Source organism: Acinetobacter pseudolwoffii, from assembly GCF_002803605.1.
Lineage (GTDB): Bacteria > Pseudomonadota > Gammaproteobacteria > Pseudomonadales > Moraxellaceae > Acinetobacter > Acinetobacter pseudolwoffii.
In genome coordinates this window covers 304,179-324,580 of record NZ_PHRG01000002.1, presented here as the reverse complement: position 1 = coordinate 324,580, position 20,402 = coordinate 304,179, and the positions used below count along the sequence as shown (strand labels likewise).

The 20,402-nt window shown below is 44.2% G+C and carries 23 protein-coding genes and 4 tRNA genes; 6 read left to right on the top strand and 21 right to left on the bottom strand.

What is annotated here, in order from left to right:
* Positions 1–31 precede the first annotated feature (31 nt).
* From CWI32_RS06260 to rpoD, 6 genes are all read right to left on the bottom strand, one after another.
* Positions 32–1,426 carry an APC family permease gene (locus CWI32_RS06260; protein ID WP_005097762.1) on the bottom strand — a complete coding sequence of 465 codons (1,395 nt, stop codon included), beginning with the start codon at positions 1,424–1,426 and terminating at the stop codon, positions 32–34.
* A 264-nt stretch (positions 1,427–1,690) separates the two neighbouring features.
* Entirely contained in the window at positions 1,691–2,875 is a 1,185-nt protein-coding gene (locus tag CWI32_RS06255) for an iron-containing alcohol dehydrogenase (protein WP_100534874.1), read from the bottom strand.
* Position 2,876: 1 nt separating this feature from the next.
* Positions 2,877–3,410, bottom strand: coding sequence for a hypothetical protein (locus CWI32_RS06250; protein WP_005097759.1), 534 nt, complete (start codon positions 3,408–3,410; stop codon positions 2,877–2,879).
* Positions 3,411–3,484: 74 nt separating this feature from the next.
* A complete protein-coding gene (gene lipB, locus CWI32_RS06245; RefSeq protein WP_100355550.1) occupies positions 3,485–4,144 on the bottom strand; it encodes a lipoyl(octanoyl) transferase LipB in 660 nt (219 codons plus the stop codon).
* 150 nt (positions 4,145–4,294) lie between these two features.
* Positions 4,295–4,582, bottom strand: a complete 288-nt coding sequence (locus tag CWI32_RS06240) for a YbeD family protein (RefSeq protein ID WP_005169807.1) — start codon at positions 4,580–4,582, stop codon at positions 4,295–4,297.
* A gap of 113 nt (positions 4,583–4,695) precedes the next feature.
* Positions 4,696–6,630 carry an RNA polymerase sigma factor RpoD gene (gene rpoD / locus CWI32_RS06235; RefSeq protein WP_225554192.1) on the bottom strand — a complete coding sequence of 645 codons (1,935 nt, stop codon included), beginning with the start codon at positions 6,628–6,630 and terminating at the stop codon, positions 4,696–4,698.
* A gap of 346 nt (positions 6,631–6,976) precedes the next feature.
* Between rpoD and CWI32_RS06230 the strand changes: the two genes are divergently transcribed.
* Both CWI32_RS06230 and CWI32_RS06225 read left to right on the top strand, forming a co-directional pair.
* Complete coding sequence (locus CWI32_RS06230) at positions 6,977–7,183, top strand: PA3496 family putative envelope integrity protein (RefSeq protein ID WP_005169810.1); 207 nt, start codon at positions 6,977–6,979, stop codon at positions 7,181–7,183.
* Positions 7,184–7,254: 71 nt separating this feature from the next.
* Positions 7,255–7,779, top strand: a complete 525-nt coding sequence (locus tag CWI32_RS06225; protein ID WP_005169813.1) for a YecA/YgfB family protein — start codon at positions 7,255–7,257, stop codon at positions 7,777–7,779.
* 67 nt (positions 7,780–7,846) lie between these two features.
* Here CWI32_RS06225 and CWI32_RS06220 read toward each other — a convergent pair whose 3' ends face one another.
* The 4 genes from CWI32_RS06220 to trhO form a co-directional block, all read right to left on the bottom strand.
* Positions 7,847–8,272 (bottom strand): ABZJ_00895 family protein, encoded by a 426-nt coding sequence (locus CWI32_RS06220; RefSeq protein ID WP_074383409.1) that lies wholly within the window; start codon positions 8,270–8,272, stop codon positions 7,847–7,849.
* Positions 8,273–8,302: 30 nt separating this feature from the next.
* Positions 8,303–8,920, bottom strand: a complete 618-nt coding sequence (locus tag CWI32_RS06215; protein ID WP_074383408.1) for a DedA family protein — start codon at positions 8,918–8,920, stop codon at positions 8,303–8,305.
* Positions 8,921–9,007: 87 nt separating this feature from the next.
* Positions 9,008–9,286 carry a hypothetical protein gene (locus CWI32_RS06210; protein WP_005097750.1) on the bottom strand — a complete coding sequence of 93 codons (279 nt, stop codon included), beginning with the start codon at positions 9,284–9,286 and terminating at the stop codon, positions 9,008–9,010.
* Between the two features lie 206 nt (positions 9,287–9,492).
* Complete coding sequence (gene trhO, locus CWI32_RS06205; protein WP_005097749.1) at positions 9,493–10,425, bottom strand: oxygen-dependent tRNA uridine(34) hydroxylase TrhO; 933 nt, start codon at positions 10,423–10,425, stop codon at positions 9,493–9,495.
* 198 nt (positions 10,426–10,623) lie between these two features.
* Between trhO and CWI32_RS06200 the strand changes: the two genes are divergently transcribed.
* The 4 genes from CWI32_RS06200 to CWI32_RS06185 all read left to right on the top strand — a co-directional run bounded on the left by CWI32_RS06200 (position 10,624) and on the right by CWI32_RS06185 (position 14,231).
* A complete protein-coding gene (locus CWI32_RS06200; protein WP_100534934.1) occupies positions 10,624–11,109 on the top strand; it encodes a DUF1289 domain-containing protein in 486 nt (161 codons plus the stop codon).
* A gap of 45 nt (positions 11,110–11,154) precedes the next feature.
* Entirely contained in the window at positions 11,155–11,766 is a 612-nt protein-coding gene (locus CWI32_RS06195; RefSeq protein ID WP_100534873.1) for a LysE family translocator, read from the top strand.
* A 90-nt stretch (positions 11,767–11,856) separates the two neighbouring features.
* Positions 11,857–13,662, top strand: a complete 1,806-nt coding sequence (locus CWI32_RS06190; RefSeq protein ID WP_100534872.1) for a DUF2157 domain-containing protein — start codon at positions 11,857–11,859, stop codon at positions 13,660–13,662.
* Positions 13,659–14,231 (top strand): GDYXXLXY domain-containing protein, encoded by a 573-nt coding sequence (locus tag CWI32_RS06185; protein WP_005097744.1) that lies wholly within the window; start codon positions 13,659–13,661, stop codon positions 14,229–14,231. Before CWI32_RS06190 ends, CWI32_RS06185 begins: the two co-directional genes overlap by 4 nt.
* 69 nt (positions 14,232–14,300) lie before the next feature.
* On the opposite strand, the gene panD is transcribed toward CWI32_RS06185, so the two are convergent.
* From panD to CWI32_RS06130, 11 genes are all read right to left on the bottom strand, one after another.
* Complete coding sequence (gene panD, locus CWI32_RS06180; RefSeq protein WP_005097743.1) at positions 14,301–14,681, bottom strand: aspartate 1-decarboxylase; 381 nt, start codon at positions 14,679–14,681, stop codon at positions 14,301–14,303.
* Positions 14,682–14,827: 146 nt separating this feature from the next.
* Positions 14,828–15,409, bottom strand: coding sequence for an aminoacyl-tRNA hydrolase (gene pth, locus CWI32_RS06175; protein WP_074383404.1), 582 nt, complete (start codon positions 15,407–15,409; stop codon positions 14,828–14,830).
* Between the two features lie 18 nt (positions 15,410–15,427).
* Positions 15,428–15,724, bottom strand: coding sequence for a 50S ribosomal protein L25 (rplY, locus tag CWI32_RS06170; RefSeq protein WP_005097741.1), 297 nt, complete (start codon positions 15,722–15,724; stop codon positions 15,428–15,430).
* Positions 15,725–15,822: 98 nt separating this feature from the next.
* Positions 15,823–16,776, bottom strand: a complete 954-nt coding sequence (locus tag CWI32_RS06165; protein ID WP_005097740.1) for a ribose-phosphate pyrophosphokinase — start codon at positions 16,774–16,776, stop codon at positions 15,823–15,825.
* 36 nt (positions 16,777–16,812) lie between these two features.
* A tRNA-Gln gene (locus CWI32_RS06160) sits at positions 16,813–16,887 on the bottom strand.
* Positions 16,888–16,979: 92 nt separating this feature from the next.
* Positions 16,980–17,054 (bottom strand) — tRNA-Gln (locus CWI32_RS06155).
* A 20-nt stretch (positions 17,055–17,074) separates the two neighbouring features.
* A tRNA-Gln gene (locus CWI32_RS06150) sits at positions 17,075–17,149 on the bottom strand.
* Between the two features lie 25 nt (positions 17,150–17,174).
* Positions 17,175–17,249: transfer RNA gene (locus CWI32_RS06145), tRNA-Gln, on the bottom strand.
* Positions 17,250–17,251: 2 nt separating this feature from the next.
* On the bottom strand, positions 17,252–18,079 hold the full coding sequence (gene ispE, locus CWI32_RS06140) for a 4-(cytidine 5'-diphospho)-2-C-methyl-D-erythritol kinase (protein ID WP_100534871.1): 828 nt from the start codon (positions 18,077–18,079) through the stop codon (positions 17,252–17,254).
* A gap of 21 nt (positions 18,080–18,100) precedes the next feature.
* Entirely contained in the window at positions 18,101–18,679 is a 579-nt protein-coding gene (gene lolB, locus CWI32_RS06135) for a lipoprotein insertase outer membrane protein LolB (RefSeq protein WP_005097737.1), read from the bottom strand.
* Positions 18,680–18,686: 7 nt separating this feature from the next.
* On the bottom strand, positions 18,687–20,399 hold the full coding sequence (locus tag CWI32_RS06130) for a tetratricopeptide repeat protein (protein WP_034608942.1): 1,713 nt from the start codon (positions 20,397–20,399) through the stop codon (positions 18,687–18,689).
* Between the last annotated feature and the right edge of the window lie 3 nt (positions 20,400–20,402).

Below are 20,402 nucleotides of genomic sequence, written 5' to 3'. Positions count from 1 at the left end.
AAGCGCCTTTTTTATTTGAACCGGAACGATATTATTTATCGTCAAATTCGTTGTGCTGAGGTGCAGGATGCTTGAAACCTTTGGTTTTATAACCCAGGTACAAGATACCGCCAAATGCCCAGATCAGACCATATTTCAATGAGGTTTGATCAACTTCGAGCCATAAGGCAAATACTGCAATGAAACCTGCAAGTGGTACCACCACAAAGTTCAGAATTTCTTTCGCAGTTTTGGTACGACCATCACGTAAAGCATAGCGTGAAATGACAGACAAGTTTACGAAACTGAACGCCGTCAATGCACCGAAACTGATCAGTGAAATCACAAAATCAAGATCCATGAAGCCAGCTGTTAAGGCTACAGCACCGACAATCATAATGTTGTATGACGGTGTGTAGTTTTTCGGACTGATATGACCAAAGATTTTCTTGTTGATCACGCCATCACGGCCCATGACGTACATTAAGCGAGATACACCTGCGTGTGCAGAAATCCCTGATGCCATGACGGTAATGATTGCAAAACCAAGTACATAAGCCTGGAACAAGGACCCACCCACCAGCATCAAAATTTCCGGCTGAGTTTCAGCAATATTCTGGAAATATGAACCTGGATTGTTCGGGAAGTAAATCTGCATGAAGTAAGTGCTGATAATGAAAATAATACCGGCAATTAAAGCGGTCAAGAAAATCGCTTTAGGCAAAGTTTTTTCAGTATCTTTGGTTTCTTCAGCCAGCGAGCTTAAAGAGTCAAAACCAGTGAAAGAGAAGCACAGTAAAGTCGCACCAGTAATCAGGGCGCCTACTGACGTTAATTCATTCCAGAACGGTTCCAGACTCCAGAGCTGATAGCGTTGCTCAGCTGTGATTGGACCATCCGCATTAAAGCCAGCCTGTAACTTGCTGTAGACCATCCAGGTAAATACGGCAATGACAATCAACTGCACGAACACGATCATACTGTTGAAGTTCGCTACAAAGCGCGCACCACGTAAATTGATGCCAGTCATGAATGCAGTCAATACCACGACCCAAACCCAATGATTGATATCAGGGAACAGGGCTTCTAAGTAAATGACGGCAAGAATGATGTTGACCATTGGCGACAATAAATAATCGAGCCAAGATGACCACCCCACCATGAAACCCACATTCGGGTGAATGGATTTTTGCGCATAGGTATAGGCCGAACCCGAAGAAGGGTAGCGACGAATCATATGACCATAGCTCAAAGAGGTTAACAAAATTGCAATCAGTGCAAAAATGTAAGAGGTGGGAACGTGGAAGTTACTTTCTTCAGATACCAGACCGAATGTATCAAACAAGGTCATGGGTTGAATATAAGCCAAACCAATAATAATGATGTGCCAGAGTCCCAGCGTTTTTTGCAGTTTAGCTGCCGATTGAGTCCCAGAGATATTAGTCAACGGCGTTATCCTCTTAATCGTTGATCAAGGATCAGTCATATTTATAAGGATCGTTTGAGACGAACGATCCCCCCTACAGTTTTCTATAAAAGCCCGCCAATCTACTTGAAAAGAAGGGCTTTTGCTAGCTATTTTTTTGACTTTTGAGGTGCATAAAGTATGCCATTCAAATTAACGCAATGATTTCTTTATGCAAGATAAAAGCCTGATGTCTAAAAAAACATCAGGCTTTAATTTTCGCTATATTGGCTTATTTTTCAGTAATTACCAAGCCTTTTTTAAGATAGATTTTAAATCTTCCAGGGTGGCTTCTTTCGGGTTATAAATGATGGAACCATCGTTCAGGGCTTTCTCTGCCACTTCATCCAGCTGCGCTTCAGAAATCTTGCCGGTTTCACGTAATGTACGTGGCAGTTTGGTCAGACTATAAATCCGATCTCGCATGGTCAGAATAGTGGCAATGGTTTTGTCTGCGCGTAAATGTGCTGGTGTTTGCGCATAAATATCGGCACCTGCCAAAGGTAGCAACAGATCAGCAATCTTGTCACCATTGACCTCTTTGTTGTATTCCAGCACATACGGCAGGAACAGGTTCATACATAAACCATGCGGCAAGTGCACCACTGCACCCAGTGAATGACCGAGTGAATGCACAATCCCGACCATCGAGTTAGAAAATGCAATACCGGCCATGGTCGATGCTTGAGCCAGTTCCAGACGGCCTTGCGTATCATTGGGATTATCCAGCACATTGAATAGATGGCTACTGATCTTCTTGACTGCTGCGGTGGCATAAGCATCTGAGATTGGATTGGCTGCCATGCAAGTATAAGCTTCGACCGCATGGGTCAGTGCATCCATTGCGGTCATGGCGGTTAAATGCGGCGGCAAAGTCTGGGTCATGCGCGGATCTAAAATCGCAGCATGCGGCATCAAATAATACGATGCGAAAGGCATTTTAACGTTCTTCTCGGTATCTGAGACGACAGCCACCATGGTGACTTCTGAACCTGTCCCTGAAGTTGTTGGAATCACAAAAAATGGTTTCAGTGGCTTAGGCAGGTTGTGGGCACCAGAATATTTAAGCAAGTCATCACCCCCTTCAGACACCAGAATATTGGTGGCCTTGGACGTATCAATGACTGAACCACCGCCTACAGCAATGATCGCATCACAGTGATTTTCACGATACAGTTTTGCCGCACTACGTACTGTACCCAAGCTAGAGTCGGGGGGGACGTCATCAAAAATGGCTACAATTGCAGCATCTGCCATTTCAAATGCCGCTTCAATCGGTGCCAGCAGATTATTGGCGCGTACACCTTTGTCGGTAATGATCAGCGGACGTTTTGCGCCTAAGGTCGCAAGTTCAAACGGAATATGTTCTAACGCGGCATGTCCGGCAATGACTTTAACCGGACAGAAAAATTCATAATAAGGTTTAGCCATGTTATACACTCCGTTTTAAATAAGATTGAGCGATTTTTAGATAAATACTGCTCGCTTCGCTTAGTTTTTCTTTGAGGCTGAGATTGCTTGGATATTCTTTGACAGCCAGTTGCGCCACCAGTTTAGGCAAAATCAGTGCTTCCATTTTATTTAGACAACGCACCAGACGAATGGCATTGGAAATATCGCCATCGGCAATCATGCGGTCATTGGCAAAGGCTTGAGAGGTGCTTTCCTGAAAAGAAAACACCAAAAAGGCATGGTGCAGATGTTTAAAGGTAATAGTCAGATCAGGTGCTTTTTCCAGATTTTTCACCAGTTCCAGTTGCTTGTCCTCAGTGACCCGCGCCACAAAGGCTGGGCCATGCGGAAAGACTTTCATGGAAAGAGTGAAATGGACTGGAAATTGGGCAACTTCCTGTTTGATTTCTTCATCCACCTGGCTTGCCATGACCAGACCGCGGCCAATCACATCCATCATGAGTTTGACATAGGCAAGCTGCAAAGCGGGTTTTACGGATTTAGTTGCAATCACGTGATGATCCCTATCTCAATATTATTGGTTTAGAGTAAATACTCTAATTTATTTGGGGGTGAAATGCAAAGGCTTTATCTTTGCTCGACAGTGACTTGATTAAAGTAACCGCTGTGGCGCAAAGTTTCAATAATTTCACGACATAACTGGTTGAATTGTGGCGGTTGTTCCAGTAGGTCGCTCATGCGAACCATTTCCAGTCCCGCATAACCACAAGGGTTGATGGTATTAAATCCGCTCAGGTCACAATCCAGATTTAGGGAAAGACCATGATAGCTACGGCCTTTACGAATTTTAAAACCCAGTGAACCAATTTTTCGTTCAGCCACATAGACCCCCGGTGCATCGGGTTTGGCATAGGCATCGATGCCGTATTTTTTCAGCAGATCGATCATCAGGTTTTCAGCATAGGACACCAGTGTACGCACATTCCAGCCCAGGCGATTCAGGTCAAACATGAAGTAAGCCACCAGCTGGCCCGGGCCGTGCCAGGTCACTTGACCACCACGATCGGTTTGAATTACCGGGATATTGCTCGGTATCAGAATATGTTCTGGCTTACCGGCCTGACCTTGAGTCAATACATCCTGATGTTGCAGAATCCACAGCTGATCCGGGCTATGTTCATCACGGTTTTCCGTAAAAGTTTTCATTTCCAGAAAACGATCTTCATAAGGTGTGAGGTCGTGATATTGACGAATGATCAGCTCGGGCTTTTGCAGCACATCAGTCACAGGAAGTGTCCTTGGTAATTATAAAAAACTGGTCATAATTATAATGATTTCGGCATGAAATAGGGGCGAGACCTACAATATTTAAGCGCTAGCTCAGTCATTGTACAGGCATAAAAAACACGCCCGAAAGCGTGTCTTTTGTATTTTTGATTACAGTGCGGTTTTAATCAGCGGACAGGCGGCCAAATCTGCATATACTGCATGCACCTGCTCCAGTTCCAAAAAGCGCAGTTGTGCGGTAATGGAATGATATTTGCCAGTACGCGACGGTGTGATGGTCATTTCACTGCCATCAAACTCAGGAAAATGTTTTACAAAGATATCATTTACGGCCTGACGCAGTTCAATGCCAGCAAGGCCAATCAGTTTAATCGGATAATCCATCGGGAACACCCAAAGATGTTCTTGAAGTTCACGAGATGGTGTACGGTCTAACATGGTAGTCCCCCTGATTTGAAACGCCTGCAATCATGCAGGCGTTTGGGTCTGTCTTGGCTACTTAAGTGGAGACTGATGATTAAATTTCAAGTCTCCAGAATAAGCATCAAATCTTAATCATTCTCGAGGAATGAACGTAAGTGTTCTGAACGTGATGGATGGCGAAGCTTGCGTAACGCTTTAGCTTCAATCTGACGAATACGTTCACGTGTCACATCAAACTGTTTGCCCACTTCTTCCAAGGTGTGGTCGGTCGGCATGTCGATACCAAAACGCATTTTCAGGACTTTGGCTTCACGTTCAGTCAGGTTTTCCAGAACTTCGCGTGTCGCTTCTTTCAGGCCTTCTGAAGTCGCAGCATCAATTGGTGACGTGATGTTGCTGTCTTCAATGAAGTCACCCAGATGCGAATCTTCATCATCACCGATCGGTGTTTCCATCGAAATCGGTTCTTTGGCGATTTTTAGCACTTTACGTACTTTGACTTCGTCCATTTCCAGACGTTCGCCCAACTCTTCAGGTGTCGGTTCACGCCCCATTTCTTGAAGAAGCTGACGCGATACACGGTTGATCTTGTTGATGGTCTCGATCATGTGCACCGGAATACGAATGGTACGTGCCTGATCGGCGATTGAACGGGTGATCGCCTGACGAATCCACCAGGTTGCATAAGTCGAGAATTTATAACCACGACGATATTCAAACTTGTCTACCGCTTTCATCAAGCCAATGTTACCTTCCTGAATCAGATCCAGGAACTGCAAGCCGCGGTTAGTGTATTTTTTCGCAATTGAAATCACCAGACGCAAGTTGGCTTCGACCATTTCTTTCTTGGCGCGACGTGCCTTGGCTTCACCAACGGCCATGCGTTTGGCAATGTCTTTAATGCCTTTAACATCAAGACCCAACTCTTTTTCAATATCGGCAATCTTTTGCTGGAAGGCCAATACATCGGGACGTACTTTTTCCAGATAGGCTTTCTGGTCTGCAGGTGTTTTCGCGATCTGTTCATCTAACCAGGCTGGATTCGATTCCTGTCCCGGGAAAGAAGTACGGAACTGGGTACGATCCATACGACCACGGCGCACGGCATAACGCATCACTTCACGTTCTGCACCACGGATCTGGTCATGCGTACCACGAATCATTTCTGAAATGATATCGAATAGACGCGGCGTGAATTTGAACATCATGAATACGGTCGCCAGTGCTTCCAGCGCAGCTTCAGATTCTTCGCTGTCACGACCATGTTTTTCGATGGCTGTTTTGGTATTCAACCATGCATTTTCAAGTTCAGTGAAGCGTGCTTTGGCAATTTCAGGATCTGGACCAGAATCAGCTTCTGAATCATCTTCAGTTTCAGCTTCTTCCTCTTCATCATCGTCCAGTTTTACATCCTTGGTCGATTTTTTCGAGTCAGTCTTGTCTTCAGCGATCTCGACTTCTTCTTCGAGTACTTCAGGAATTTCTTCGTCTGATTCAGGATCTAAATAACCCGATAACAGGTCAGCAAGACGGCGTTCGCCCGCTTCATAATCTTTATATTCTTGGAGTACAACTTCTACCGCATTGGGCCAGTAAGCAATCGAGTGCAAAACATCACGAATACCTTCTTCGATGCGCTTTGCAATGCTAATTTCGCCTTCACGGGTTAAAAGCTCAACGGTACCCATTTCACGCATATACATACGCACAGGGTCAGTTGTACGACCTGGCTCATTTTCTACAGAGGCCAGTACGGCTGCAGCTTCTTCTTCTGCAACTTCATCGGCAGCTTCTGTAGTATCTTCGAACATCGTATCATCAGATTCAGGCGCGCGATCATGTACAGGAATACCCACGTCATTCAGCATCTGAATGATATCTTCAATCTGCTCGCTTTCTGTGATGGAGTCCGGCAGATGATCGTTAACCTCAGCGAAGGTTAAGTAACCTTGTTCTTTGCCTCGGCTAATCAGAGCCGCTACTTGTGAAGTAGGGGAAGTCATATCGCTCATCTTTTGCTTACTCTTCGTTGAATCTGTGACAGGAAAAACCGTACAACTTATGCACGATTTAAGCTCATTAAATTTAGTGAATAGCCTACGTATTTCATCAGAGTATTCAGCATTCAAGCTGTCTGATAAAATATTTAAAATGAAATTCAGTAATTTAAGATGGGGATGAATTTGTTATTTTCAAGTCCAACCCCGGCATCTGTGTATTTGACCAAAAAATGTGTAGTCAAAAAACATAAGGACGCAGGGTGGATTATATCATGTCACACAATGTCCTTAAAAAAAAGCCCTATTTACAACTTTAAAATACGAAAATTTAAATAAAACTTGACTTGTGGTTTTAGGCAAGATAAATAGCGCTAAAACCATTTACATTTTTCACTATGAGGAAGTTTTAGTGTCTTCTACAGATTTTGAACTAGATGATAGCTTCGGTGAGGATGATGTTAATTTCGATGAAGCTTCCAGCAAGCTGAGCGCTAAAGAGTCGTTGGAAAAACGTCGTCTGATTGATGACTTACTTTCACAACGTCGCTTGGAACGCGAACTCAAAGATTTTGACTATGACTTCGACGATGATGACGATTTTGATGACGAAGATTAACGAATTCGGATTTAGCATGGCCTGAATAAATGCTATGCTAAACCTTTCGGTTTTCTAAGTTTGGATGTTAGATGAGTGCTTTAGATTTAGACCTGTTGAGTGAATATCTAGATGGTGACCAAAATGAACATGGTCTAGATTTCGCAGCAACCCATGGTTTCTTATGTGCTATTGCAGTAGGCCCAAAATTCGACAAATGGTTAGACGAGCTTTTTGATAGCAATCAAAAGAAAGTGCCTGCAGAAATCATCACTCAGGTACAAGCATGGTTAGAGTCTATCCGTCAAAGCTTAGCCAATGAAGAAGGGATTACATTCCCATTTGAAATTGAAGAAGCAGACACCGAATCAAGCTTGGGTGACTGGAGTGTGGGCTTTGTCGATGCCATGTTCCTGAACGAAGAAGCTTGGTTTACTGAAGAATTTGAAGAGCAACTGGTAGATTTAACTCTGCCAATCATGGTCTTCAGCGGCATTGATGATGAAGATCCGCAAATGGAAACTTTCCGTCGCAATGGCCAGTTAATGGACGAACTTGCAGAAGAAATTCCAGACAACTTAAATGAATTGTATCTGATGTATCACACTCCAGAATAATTCATAAAAAAAGCACCGCACGGTGCTTTTTTTAGCTTTGGACTTTTATCAAAGCATCGAAGGGATTTTATTTTCTTTCAATACCGACCCGTTTGCTCAGACTGTAGCGGGCATAGCCATTATAGGCAATATGAAAGATCAAACCATGTACCGCAATCACAGCGGCCATCAGAAATGAATTCGGGCCCCTTCCGGTATAAGCCATGTTGTTGAAGATGGCTTCAGTCTGTGGATGCATCCAGATCACAACAAATATAAAAATAAACCCAAATGTAATCGCAATGATGGTAGAACCCCATACCAGTTTGCTTTTCTCTTCCTTGCTGGGTAAACGTTGTTCTCTCTTCACAAAGTATCGGGCACTGAGAAAGGCCGACGCGATCAGGGCCGGGATCAGGAGAATCGCGCCCAGATTGAATACATAAATGAGTACGCCCACGAATAGAACCAAGCTAAGATAAACGGTGGCAAAATATTTAAGATAGTGCGACATCGTTTTAGCCTCCTTCATGCTGAGGTCTATTCAGGATGGACGATTTTTACGCTGCTGTCTACGGTAGATAACCCAGGCAATAATGACTATAACAATCGCAATAATCACATAACTGACTTTACTGAAAATTTGCTGCATCAACTCTTGGTTTTCACCAAAGTAAAATCCGACACAGGCCAAAAACGTGGTCCAGATGATGGTTCCGAGTGTGCTATAGAACATGAATTTCCAGAAGGGCATACGGCTCATGCCGGCAGGAATGCTGATCAGTGAGCGGACGGCAGGAACCATGCGGCCAAAAAACACAATCCGATGTCCATAATGTTCAAACCAGCTCAGTGATTTTTTCACATCATTGGATTTGATAAACAGATATTTGCCATAACGGTCGACAAACTTGAAAATGGAATCGTGATTGAATTTATAACCCACCCAGTACAGCAAGGCTGCTGCTAGTAATGAGCCAATGCAACCGGCCATGATCACCCCGACCAGTATTAACTCGCCCTGAGAGGCCGAATAGCCCGCAGAAGGCATAATGATTTCGGAAGGGATGGGTGGGAAGACATTATCCAGAAACATGAGCAGGGCAATACCCCAGTAGCCCAGTTGTTCCATGACGGAAATAATCCATTCAGTTAAATTCATAAGATGGTCAAAATAAAAAATACTGCCTGTATCCTAAGCAGTATTTTTTATGTGGTAAAGTCTTGGAATATAAATGAGCAGGCAGAATCAGCTATGTGTCAGCGTATAAATATAGACTTTGCGTAAGCCATAGGCCAAACAGACAGGTAAAACACTCAGCAGCATAAAATGAATGACACTGGTATTAAGATGATAACCAATAAACAGCGCTAAAATCGCGCCAATCACAGTTCCCAAGATGACCACAAACACATGTGACTGGCTCTCAAGCTCGTCATTAACCTGATGAAGTCGTTGTTGTTTTATATTCTCTTTGGGTTGAAACTGAACCAGATTATCTGGATCTCGAGCAAGTGAACTGGTCATGTTATATTCCTTTTCATTTTAAAATTTAAGTTAATAATGAAAGACTTGGCTTAAGATAGACTTTTCAATAGACTAGCAATCTTGCTTGGAAAAAAATAAGGTTCTTGGTAATGAATTGGTGAGAGTTTTATTACTGTTGTAATTTTTATGTAAATAAAAAACCCTCCGAAGAGGGTTTTTATATATTTTCTTACAAAGCGGCTGGCTTAGAGACGTTTACGTTTTGCTGCCAGAATTTGGGACTGACGCATACGGAAACCGTCTTTTTGTTTCTCTGTGGTCTTGTCAATGCAGTACACGCAAGAGACACCATGTTCATAACTTGGCAGCGCCACTTCTTCAGGAAGCAAAGGCCAGCCACAGGCATGGCATTTGGTGTTTTGACCTTCTTCGACACCGTGTGTTACTGCTGTACGGCCATCAAATACGAAGCATTCGCCTTCCCACATACTTTCTTCAGCCGGAGTTTCTTCCAGGTATTTTAAAATACCGCCTTTCAGGTGATACACCTCTGTAAAACCTTCTTGCAGAAGCAGAGAGGTTGATTTTTCACAGCGAATACCACCGGTACAGAACATGGCAATTTTCTTGTCTTTGTGCTGTTCCAGATTATTTTTCACATATTCAGGGAATTCACGGAAGCTTTCAGTTTTCGGGTCAATCGCGCCTTTGAACGTTCCTGCTTTGTATTCGTAATCGTTACGGGTATCAACCAGAATCACGTCATCACGCGCAATCAGTTCATTCCATTCCTGAGGATCAAGATAGTGACCGACCAGATCACGTGGTTTCACTTCTACTCCTAAAGTCACGATTTCTTTTTTTAATTTAATTTTCATTTTACGAAATGGCTTGTCAGAGCTGTCTGACTCTTTATATTCCATCTCAACAAAGCCTTCATTGAGAAGGAACTGGTGAATTTGATCAATCGATGCACGGTCACCTGCAACCGTACCGTTAATCCCTTCACCCGCTACAATGAGTGTTCCACAAAGGTTGATTGTTTTTACCAAGTCTAAAAGACGTTGTTGAAGATCGGCAGGATCTTGAACTTCTTTGAATTGATAAAGTGCGGCAACAACCCAACCTGAGGTCGCTTGCTGTTCTACAGGTGCAAGCTGTTCTACAGTAGCGTTCATGGAATACTCCAACGTAGCATGATAATTTAAAGGCGCATATTTTAGCGTGATTCGAGTGAATAAGCGAGTAAAACACTTGCCTTTTAACAGGCTTCAATTCATGGGGGAGAGCGTGTATAGTCATGCCCGACCCGGAATTTTGTAAAGTTTTATGCAGTGATGCAGGTACTGGAAGTTGCAGTATCTTTGGAGTGTGTTTTGAGTTCAGATCGTCGTATTGCGTCTTTAACCCCGTGTGCTGGGCGTTGCTCGACCGTATTTGGTGATGCGGTATGTCGTGGTTGCCGCCGTTTCAATCATGAGGTGATTCACTGGAACACTTATGGCGCTGATCAGCATCATGCCGTATGGCGGCGTCTGGATGCACAGCTGGATCAGATTTTAGTGCCGTTGTTGCCACATGCAGATATCGTCAAGGTTCAAGCCTTTGTGCTGTCAAAACGGGTACGTTTACGTGACGATGCCTCCAAAGGGCGTAAGCTGTATCATGCTTTAAAGCTCTGTGAAAAAAATCGGCATTTTACCGATGATAGTGGTTTGGGGGTTCATTATAAGCAGGTACGTCCACTCTGGGATGAATTTGAGCGCCGGATTCTGGCTTTGGCCACTGCCAGTTATGATCTGGCTTTTCTGCGGGCGGATGGCATTAGTCAGCATCTGATTCATCTGCAGGAAGAGGAATAAGTCCTCTTTTTTTATGCAAAAAATAACAACAGCTGAAGGAAGAGCATGAATATCAGTGAGTATCTCTTGTATTGTCTGGCTGTTGTGGTAATGATCGCCACGCCTGGTCTGGTGATGTTGCTGGTGGCCAGTGCCGGTCTAAAAGGCGGTTATGCTGCGGCTTTAAGAACTATTTTTGGCACCAATTTCGCTTCATTGATACTGATTGCTTTATCGATATTAAGCCTGAAAGGTTTGCTGGTCATTAATGAACAGTGGCTGGATGCTATCAAGTTGCTGGGTTGTCTGTATATTGGTTATCTGGGGCTGCAAATATTTCGGGAGGTGATTTTTCAGCAAGCAGAGTCAGCTCAAAAGAAGTTATCTCCGGTACGTGGCGGCTTTCAGCAGGGTTTTCTGGTCGGTATTTCCAATCCCAAAGATATTATTTTCTTTGCGGCTTTTTTCCCGCAGTTTATTGGTATTACATCTGATCTCGATTTGAGTCTCATAATCTTAACCCTGAGCTGGATCGTGCTGGATTTCCTGACCCTGTCAGTGGTGTATTTGGGTTTTAACCGTTTATCCCGTTCTCGGTTGTATCCGCATTTGCTGGCCTTGTGTGGTCTCATTCTGCTGATCATTGCTCTTTACGGCATTTATCAGATCCTGATTTAAAAAAGTACTGCACAGTTGTAAGATTCCTGCCTGGCATATGCGCTAAAAATCATGCTAAGGTAAAATCAAATAAAAATTGAACAGATCAGCATGTCTAAAACAGTAACCAAGCCCGATCATCCATTCTCACCGCTGTTATTTATTCAACCTGCTGTTATTCAGATTCTTCAAATCATTGGACTCGCGCTGATCGCTGTCAGTATCGTATATCTGCTGGCAGCAAACTGGTGGATGCTGCCGAAATTTGTCCAGTTGTTTATGCCGCAAGTTTTATTGCTGGGTTCGGCATTGCTGAGTGTGCATTTTGCTGCGCGAGAAAAGTTAAGACAAAGTCTGGATACTGTATCGGGTTTAATGCTGGGCTTAAGTCTGGCGGTGATTGGGCAGATCTATCAGACTGGCGCGGACAGTTATCAACTATTTTTGCTTTGGGCATTGTTACTTTTGCCTTGGCTGTATCGACCGAATATTGGTGTGTTTGCATTATTTTGCGTGGTCAGCCAGCTGGCGCTTTATTTTTATTTTAAACAAAGCTTTTGGTTGGTGCGTGCTGAAACTGCCTATCTGCTCAGTCTTAATCTGTTGACCGGACTGAGTCTGATCTATGCATTACGCTATTATCCGGTTTTACGCTATCTGTTGATTGCCGTGGTGGTACTCATTTCGGTATTCAGCATGTTTCGATTTATCGACTCGAATTCGATCTGGTATTTGGCTTCGGTACTGGTCTTAGCACTGTTATTTAGTGCTTATTTCTATACTCGGCAGCAACAGCTGGAAACCAGTTTGCTGGTTGCAGGGCTGGCACTGAGTTTTAGCATTCTGATTTTTGATCTCACAGACCAATATTTGCAAAATTCAGCTGCAGGCTTATTGGTGCTGGCTTTGCTCATCTTTGGCTGGTTTGCGGCGATTAGTGCGCTGCTGATAAAGCTGTTACCCCAGAGCCGGTTTTCGGTCATTCCACTGGCGCTGGGCGCATGGATTGCTGGTGTGATACTGGCCATGCTGTTGCTGACCTATTGGGAAAGTTTATCCATCCTGATGGGGCTAATCTTTATCGGGATTGCCTGGTGGCTGATTCATAGCAAGCCTTCAGTTTTTCTGCGGCAACTGGCTTATTGTTTGTGGGTTTGCGGTCAGGCTGCTGTCCTGATTCATACCGAATTGTTGATAGATAGTTTATTGCTGATCTGGCTGATACAAATCGGTATTACGTTGCTAAGTATCATGAATCGCATGCATTGGCTGGTGCTGCTATTACAGTTATTACTGGCTCATGCGTTGGGAATTGCAGTTTTAATCGAGCAGCACCCATTTTCTCATGACCATCGCCTGATCACATGGATCATGCTGTTGAATTACAGTGTGCTGACCGTGGCTTTACTCACTGCAAGATACTGGCTTGCTTCAGCTTATGCCAAAAGTGTGAATCTGTGGATGATCAGTATTTTGGCAGCAACGGCTATTTTTCAATGTCTGTTGCAATTTGGCGTAGCGCAGCAACTGCATCCGCGCGGTATAGATGAAGCAATTGTTTTCTATATTTTACCCGCAGTATGGCTGCTGAGTTTTATCGGAATACATCTGAAGCAATTTTCGCTGACACCACTCTGGCTGATTCCTGCCGTAGGCATTTTACTGATTGCACTGGGCTATTTTGAAATTTTCATCATTCTGGTACTTATGGCCTGGGCGATGGTCAATCAACAGCGATTGATGCAGGCCTTATTGGTTCTGTTACTGATCTTCTGGTTATGGTTGCTGTATTACAATCTGGGACTCAGCTTTTTATTTAAGAGTGTCAGTATCTTTGCTTCAGGTCTGCTGGTTTTGCTTCTGGCTTATGTGTTGAGCTCACCGAAATTTCAGTCGAAAACAGGAGTAGCCTCATGAAAAAGTTCTGGGTGCTACACCTGAGTATTTTTAGTATTGCCTTATTTGTGGGCTTAATTATCCAGCATGAATGGCATTTAAGAAATAGTCAGAGTATTTTTGTTAAGTTGGCGCCCGTCGATCCGCGTTCGATTTTGCAGGGCGATTATATGGCGCTGAACTATCAGTTGCATTTTGCTGGTCTGGATGCTGATGAAACTGCCCTGAATCAAACAGGTTCAGATATCACTATTCAGGATTTTAAAGATCGGTCTCAGATCGTGAGCTATGTACGCTTGGATGCACAACGACGAGTGATACGAAGCAGTTTTGATCCGCGTCTGTTACAAGTTCATCCGGCATCTTCCGCAAAACTGCTGTTAAAGAATCCACGCAATAGTTTTGAAGCTTTATATCCGGCGGCCAATAGTTTTTTATTCGCCGAAGGCCTAGAGCCGTGTTATCGCAATGCCAAATTTGCCGAACTTAAGCTTAAGGAAAATGGAAAGGCTTTACTGGTTAATCTTGTTGACTCCCATTTAAAGCCCCTAAATTGTGAAAGTTCTAAAAGCTGGCGGCAGGGCAGTTAATTATATTTAGTCATTCTGGCCATAAAAAAGCCCGCGAGGTGCGAGCTTTGGGAATCTGGTCGCATCGACTTAAGCGACTTGTACCGGAATACAGTTGGCAGTATGGCTGACGGTATTGTTTGGATTTGCATAGACCAAGCGTGGCTGATGTGCATTTGCTTCAGCTTCAGTGAAATCACCAAAAGTTGCAATAATGATGATATCGCCTACATCGGCTTGATGTGCAGCGCCACCATTGACTGAAATGATGCCTGAATTATCTTCGCCACGAATGGCATAAGTTGCAAAACGTTTACCATTGGTCACGTTCCACACATGAATTTCTTCGTATTCGCGAATGCCAGCTAAATCCATCAAAACGCCATCAATTGCACATGAACCTTCATAGTGTAATTCTGCATGTGTAACGTGAGCGCGGTGAATTTTGCATTTTAATAAACGAGATAGCATGGCTAGCGTCCCCTGAGTTGAACTAAGACTTTGATCATCATATGGTTAAATCAATTTCTACGACACTGGATAAGTGGGTAGGCTTGCGCATTTTGCGCTTAAATGATCTTTCTGACAAGCGGAATTGTCCAGCGATTTTTGAATGATCAGTTAGGCTTATAGGCATTAATTTGATTCATGGCTTGCTGTACTTCTGCATTCACCAGCATTTTGGTACGTGCGAGCGCATGTGAAATTGCATCATCCATTAACTTTTGTTCGCTGCTGGGCGCTTTACTGAGCACATGACCAGAAACACGGTCTTTGGCACCAGGATGGCCGATTCCAATACGCAGGCGATGGAAGTTTGAACCAATATGCGGCACGATATCGCGTAGACCATTATGACCACCGTGACCACCACCCGTTTTCAGGCGAATGACACCAGGATTCATATCCAGTTCATCATGGGCAATCAGGATCGATTCAGGTGCGATATTGTAGAATTTGGCGAAAGGAACAACACTTTTACCGGAAAGGTTCATAAAGGTTGTAGGTAGAAGAAGACGAACGTCTTGACCTTCGATATTGCCACGACCACTAAATCCATTGAATTTCGGGTCTTTCTTGAGGGTAATGCCATATTGCTCTGCAAGGCGTTCTACGAACCAGGCCCCTGCATTATGGCGGGTTTGGGCATACTCAGAACCTGGGTTGCCCAAACCAACAATCAGTGAAATATTTGACACTAATTACACCATTAACACTTATGCGCGTTTAAAGTCAGCGTGCATAGGCGTGTTTTTAGCTGGGTGACGTTGTAAGGCTTGGATTTTCACGCTTTCAACTTTACCGTCTACATCAATTTCGATAACTTCTTCAAAGAAAGAGTTGTTTTCTAAGAATTTAACAAGCTGACGAAGCTCAAGAGTAACAGCTACAGGAGCAGCTTCGCCACCGTAGATGATTGCAGGAACTTTAGCTTGAAGACGAAGGCGGCGGCTCGAACCTTTCCCTTGAACTGCTTCTTCACGTGCTGCTGCGTTTAATACGAAGTTTGCCATGATAGACATCCTATTTAAGTTAAATGAACCAGACTTGCGACCAGTCTAGTGAGTAAAAGCCCTACCAAATGGCAGGGCTTTGAAAATTCAGCGCTCTATTATAGATAAGAATCGAACATTGCGCTAATAGATTCTTCGTTGTTAATGCGACGAATCGTTTCGGCAACCATGCTGGCTACGGAAACCTGGCGAATCTTGCCCAGTGCTAAAGCTTCATCTGAAAGTGGGATGGTGTCACAAACCACCAACTCATCAATCACAGAATGTCTTAAGTTTTCTAATGCTTTACCAGAAAGTACTGGATGCGTTGCATAAGCAACAACCTTGCGAGCACCGAAAGTTTTCAATGCATCAGCTGCTTTGCATAAAGTGCCTGCAGTATCTACCATGTCATCGACGATGACACAATCACGATCTTTCACATCGCCAATCAAATGCATCACTTGTGATTCATTCGCTTTTTGACGACGCTTATCGATGATTGCAAGATCGATATCACCCATTTGTTTCGCAACAGCACGTGCACGAACCACACCACCGACGTCAGGTGAAACCACCATCAGGTTGTGATGTGACTGCTGACGTAAGTCAGCAAGTAGCGCTGGTGTACCGTAGATGTTGTCTACAGGGATATCGAAGAAACCTTGGATCTGGTCAGCATGAAGATCAATCATCACAACGCGGTCAATACCTACAGTCGTCAGCATGTCTGCAACGACTTTAGCAGTAATTGGCACACGGCTTGAACGTGGACGACGGTCTTGACGAGCATAACCAAAGTAAGGAATCACGGCAGTAATACGACCTGCACTTGCACGACGCAAAGCGTCAGCCATGACTAAGATTTCCATCAGGTTATCGTTAGTAGGAGCACAAGTAGGTTGCACGACGAATACGTCTTTACCACGAACGTTTTCAGTAATCTCGACAGCGATTTCACCATCAGAGAACTGACCTACAGAGGCAGCGCCTAGAGGAATATGTAAGTGACTTACGACTTTTTGAGCGAATTGTGGATGCGCAGATCCACTAAAAACGACAAGATTGGGCATGAAGCACCCTTGGCGGTTGGGATATATGGGAATAGATGGCAGGGGTAGCTGGATTCGAACCAACGGATGCCGAGATCAAAACCCGGTGCCTTACCACTTGGCGATACCCCTAATGCGGCAGAACTTTAATATTTTTACGGTAAAGTGTCAAGGTAAATTAACAGTCTTACAGCAAATGAGTGTTCTGTCTTTTTTCGAGAAAATGGCAGGGGTAGCTGGATTCGAACCAACGGATGCCGAGATCAAAACCCGGTGCCTTACCACTTGGCGATACCCCTAAATTTGATGAACTGTAAGATGGCAGGGGTAGCTGGATTCGAACCAACGGATGCCGAGATCAAAACCCGGTGCCTTACCACTTGGCGATACCCCTAATACAGTACATCTACAGGTGAAAATGGCAGGGGTAGCTGGATTCGAACCAACGGATGCCGAGATCAAAACCCGGTGCCTTACCACTTGGCGATACCCCTATCTACACTTTAAACTGAACTAAAGGTGATTCTTGTAAACTGTTGACCAGGTAAGCTTTACATGGTGCATTTGCAAGAATATCTTCGATATTCAGATTTTCAGTGACTTCAATAAACACACAAGCACCTGTACCTGTAAGTTTTGCAATACCGAACTGGTCGAGATATTGCATCGCTTCATCGACTTCAGGATATAAGGATCGAGCCAGTGGCTCAAAGTTATTTCCAAAATCAGATGGCGTTTGCTGATAGGCGCAAAATTTAGTGCTCTTCGTGTCTCTTGTCAATGCTTTTTGCGAAAAAAGCAGTTGAGTGCTGATAAAACAGTCAGGTTTTAACACAATGAATTGTTTTTGATCTAAGTCTATGAATGTTAAGTGTTCGCCAATGCCTTCAGCCCAAGCATTTCGACCATGTACAAATATCGGTACATCTGCACCCAGCTTGACTCCGAGATCTGCCAGTTGCTCGATATTTAAACCGCACTGCCAGAGCTGGTTCAGCACAATCAGGGTGGTGGCTGCATTAGACGAGCCGCCCCCGAGTCCAGCACCCATCGGGATATTTTTTTCCAGACGAATCTTTAGTCCGGATAGTGTTTGAGCATAGGGCTTCAACAGTTGTACCGCACGATAGATTAAATTCTGTTCTAGGTCGACGGAGGCCAGCCCTTCAATCTGGATCTGTTGATTATCTGTTTGTTCAAACTCCAGCCAGTCATACAGATCAATCAGCTGAAAAATGCTTTGCAGCTCGTGATAGCCATTTTCACGGCGACCGGTAATATGTAAAAACAAATTCAGTTTAGCAGGCGAGGGAACACGAATCATCATGGGCTAACATCAGGTCAATTAACGGTTTTCAATGATCATTGTAATACGGTTTTCCGCGCCATTTTCAAGTGACTGCTTTAAAATCAAGCGGTTTGGCATTTTGGCCTGCGCATTGTAATTGAGATCGACCGTCCAGCCCTGTTCAATAATCTGGCTAATCCGCTGTGTATCATCTTTTTGCAATTTGGCAGTCGTTGTCGCAGGGCGGGCCTGTACCCAGTCCACTAAATAGCTGATCGGTGCTTGCCAGCCTGTGGCGCGTTGCAGTAATTCTTCGGCACTTGCCGCCTGAATCACACCTGTTTTAGCACTGTTTAATGTGACTTGGCCGGGCGTGCCGGAAATCTGGGTTTTGCCCACACCTAAAATACCACTCAGCTCAATATCAAATTCTTCTTGCTGTTGTACCCAGGTAAAGAATGCACTGCCGGTCTGTTGCGGTGTGCGCACACCAATTTTACCTTGCAGCTGGAATTGATTATCTGCCTGTACAGAAGGCGTCACTGGCGTTTGCGGATTGATCATCTGCTGACAACCAGTTAAGAATAAAGCAGTTGCTGCAAAGGCACAGCAGCCCAATTGGCTTAAATTGCGCATAAAAGAATTAACTCGTTTGGTTTTGTGGTGCTAACAATAGCGAATTAAGTTGTTTTAATTCGGGGTCATTTGGATGGTTTTGTTGTAATTGTTGTAACACTTGATGGAAGTGTTGTATATCACCATTCATGTACAACGAACGCGCATAACGTACCCCAATCTTCACGCTTGGATTGAGTTGATACGCTTTGTATAACACATCTGCAGCCGTGGCAAAGTCATTCTGTAAATAACAGATATAACCATAGGTATCCAGAATGGAAGCCTGTTCCGGTGCATATTCCAGTGCCTGTTCGACATAGCGGCGCGCTTCTTCCAGACGCCGGTTCTGCATTGCCAGGGTATAGGCATAGGCATTCAGATAGGTCGGACTATTCGGTTCAATCTTGAGTAAATTTGCCAGCAATTCATCCAGCTTGTTGCGATCCTGATGTGGATCTAGCAATAGCACTTGCGCATAAACCAGTTCCGGATCATCCGGCAGGTTTTTGCTGGCTTCTTCTAGCAGGCGGATCGCGGCTTTTTTATTCTGCATACGCGTTAAAATATCTGCCTGGGCCAGATATAAAAAGCTGGCATGTTGCGGATAATTCACCCGTTCCTGAGTCAAGAAACGCAGCGCATCATGCAGCTTATCCTGCTGGGCAAAAATCGAGATCATGTTACGACGCGAGACGGTGTACAGACTGCCATCGACCAGACGATAATAGGCTTTGGCGGTTTCATAATGCTGTTTGCGTTCAGCATTCACTGCCAGATAATAATAGGCTTCATTTTGATACTGTGCAGAATAACGCAGTTCGACCAGATGTTTTTCGGCCTTCTCGTATTCTTCCAGATCAATACTGGTCAGTCCGGCAATAAACAAGGCTTCTTCAGCCGTTGGCCATTTTTTTAGAATATCCTGCAGTTTTTTTAGCGCTAAAGTCGATTCATTGAGCTTGACCAGATATTTGACTTCGGCCAGACGCACATCCAGATTGTTACGGTGTTTACGGCTGGATTTTTCATACCATTGCAGAGTTTCCTCTGGATCGCCGAGAGCATTCAGCAGATTGGCTTTCATCAGGATATAACCAGTCGCATTCGGACGTTTTTTTAGAGCACGGTTAATGGTATTTAAAGCCTGTTCCAGCTGACCATTTTGTGCTTCCAGACCGGCCACCAGCACCAGAATAGACGGATTGTCTCTGGCTTTGGTGGTGCTTAAAGCCTGAATCAGATAGCTGCGGTCTTCTGTGCCTTCAGGTGAAATCCCAGCGAGAATTTCTTCCAGATCGGCACTGTCATCAATTTGCAGGATTTTCTCTAAGGTCTCTGCCGCCAGCTCATACTCATGCGCTTTCAGGGCAATATGGGATAAATAAAATAAGGCGGGGACATCCTGCGGCTCCTGTACCACCCAGTGGGTCGAGATATCGAGGGCTGCCTGTAAATCATCATGTTCCAATGCAACATTCAGTGCACGCTGCTTGACCGTGGTGGAATTGCTCTTGATTGCCAGAACCGTATAGTTGTGCAAAGCAGTCGGAATGTCATGTGCGGCAATGGCAAACTCGGCCATCATACTTTGTTTTATGGCATCATAATTTTGATTTGCATGGTAAACTGCTTCCGCTGCATAAAGATGAGCAGTTGAAGCCATGCTACCCACCAATAGGAATGTGGTAGAATATTGCTTAATTGTAGGGCCGTTGATACGGCTGATTGTTTGACGCAATTT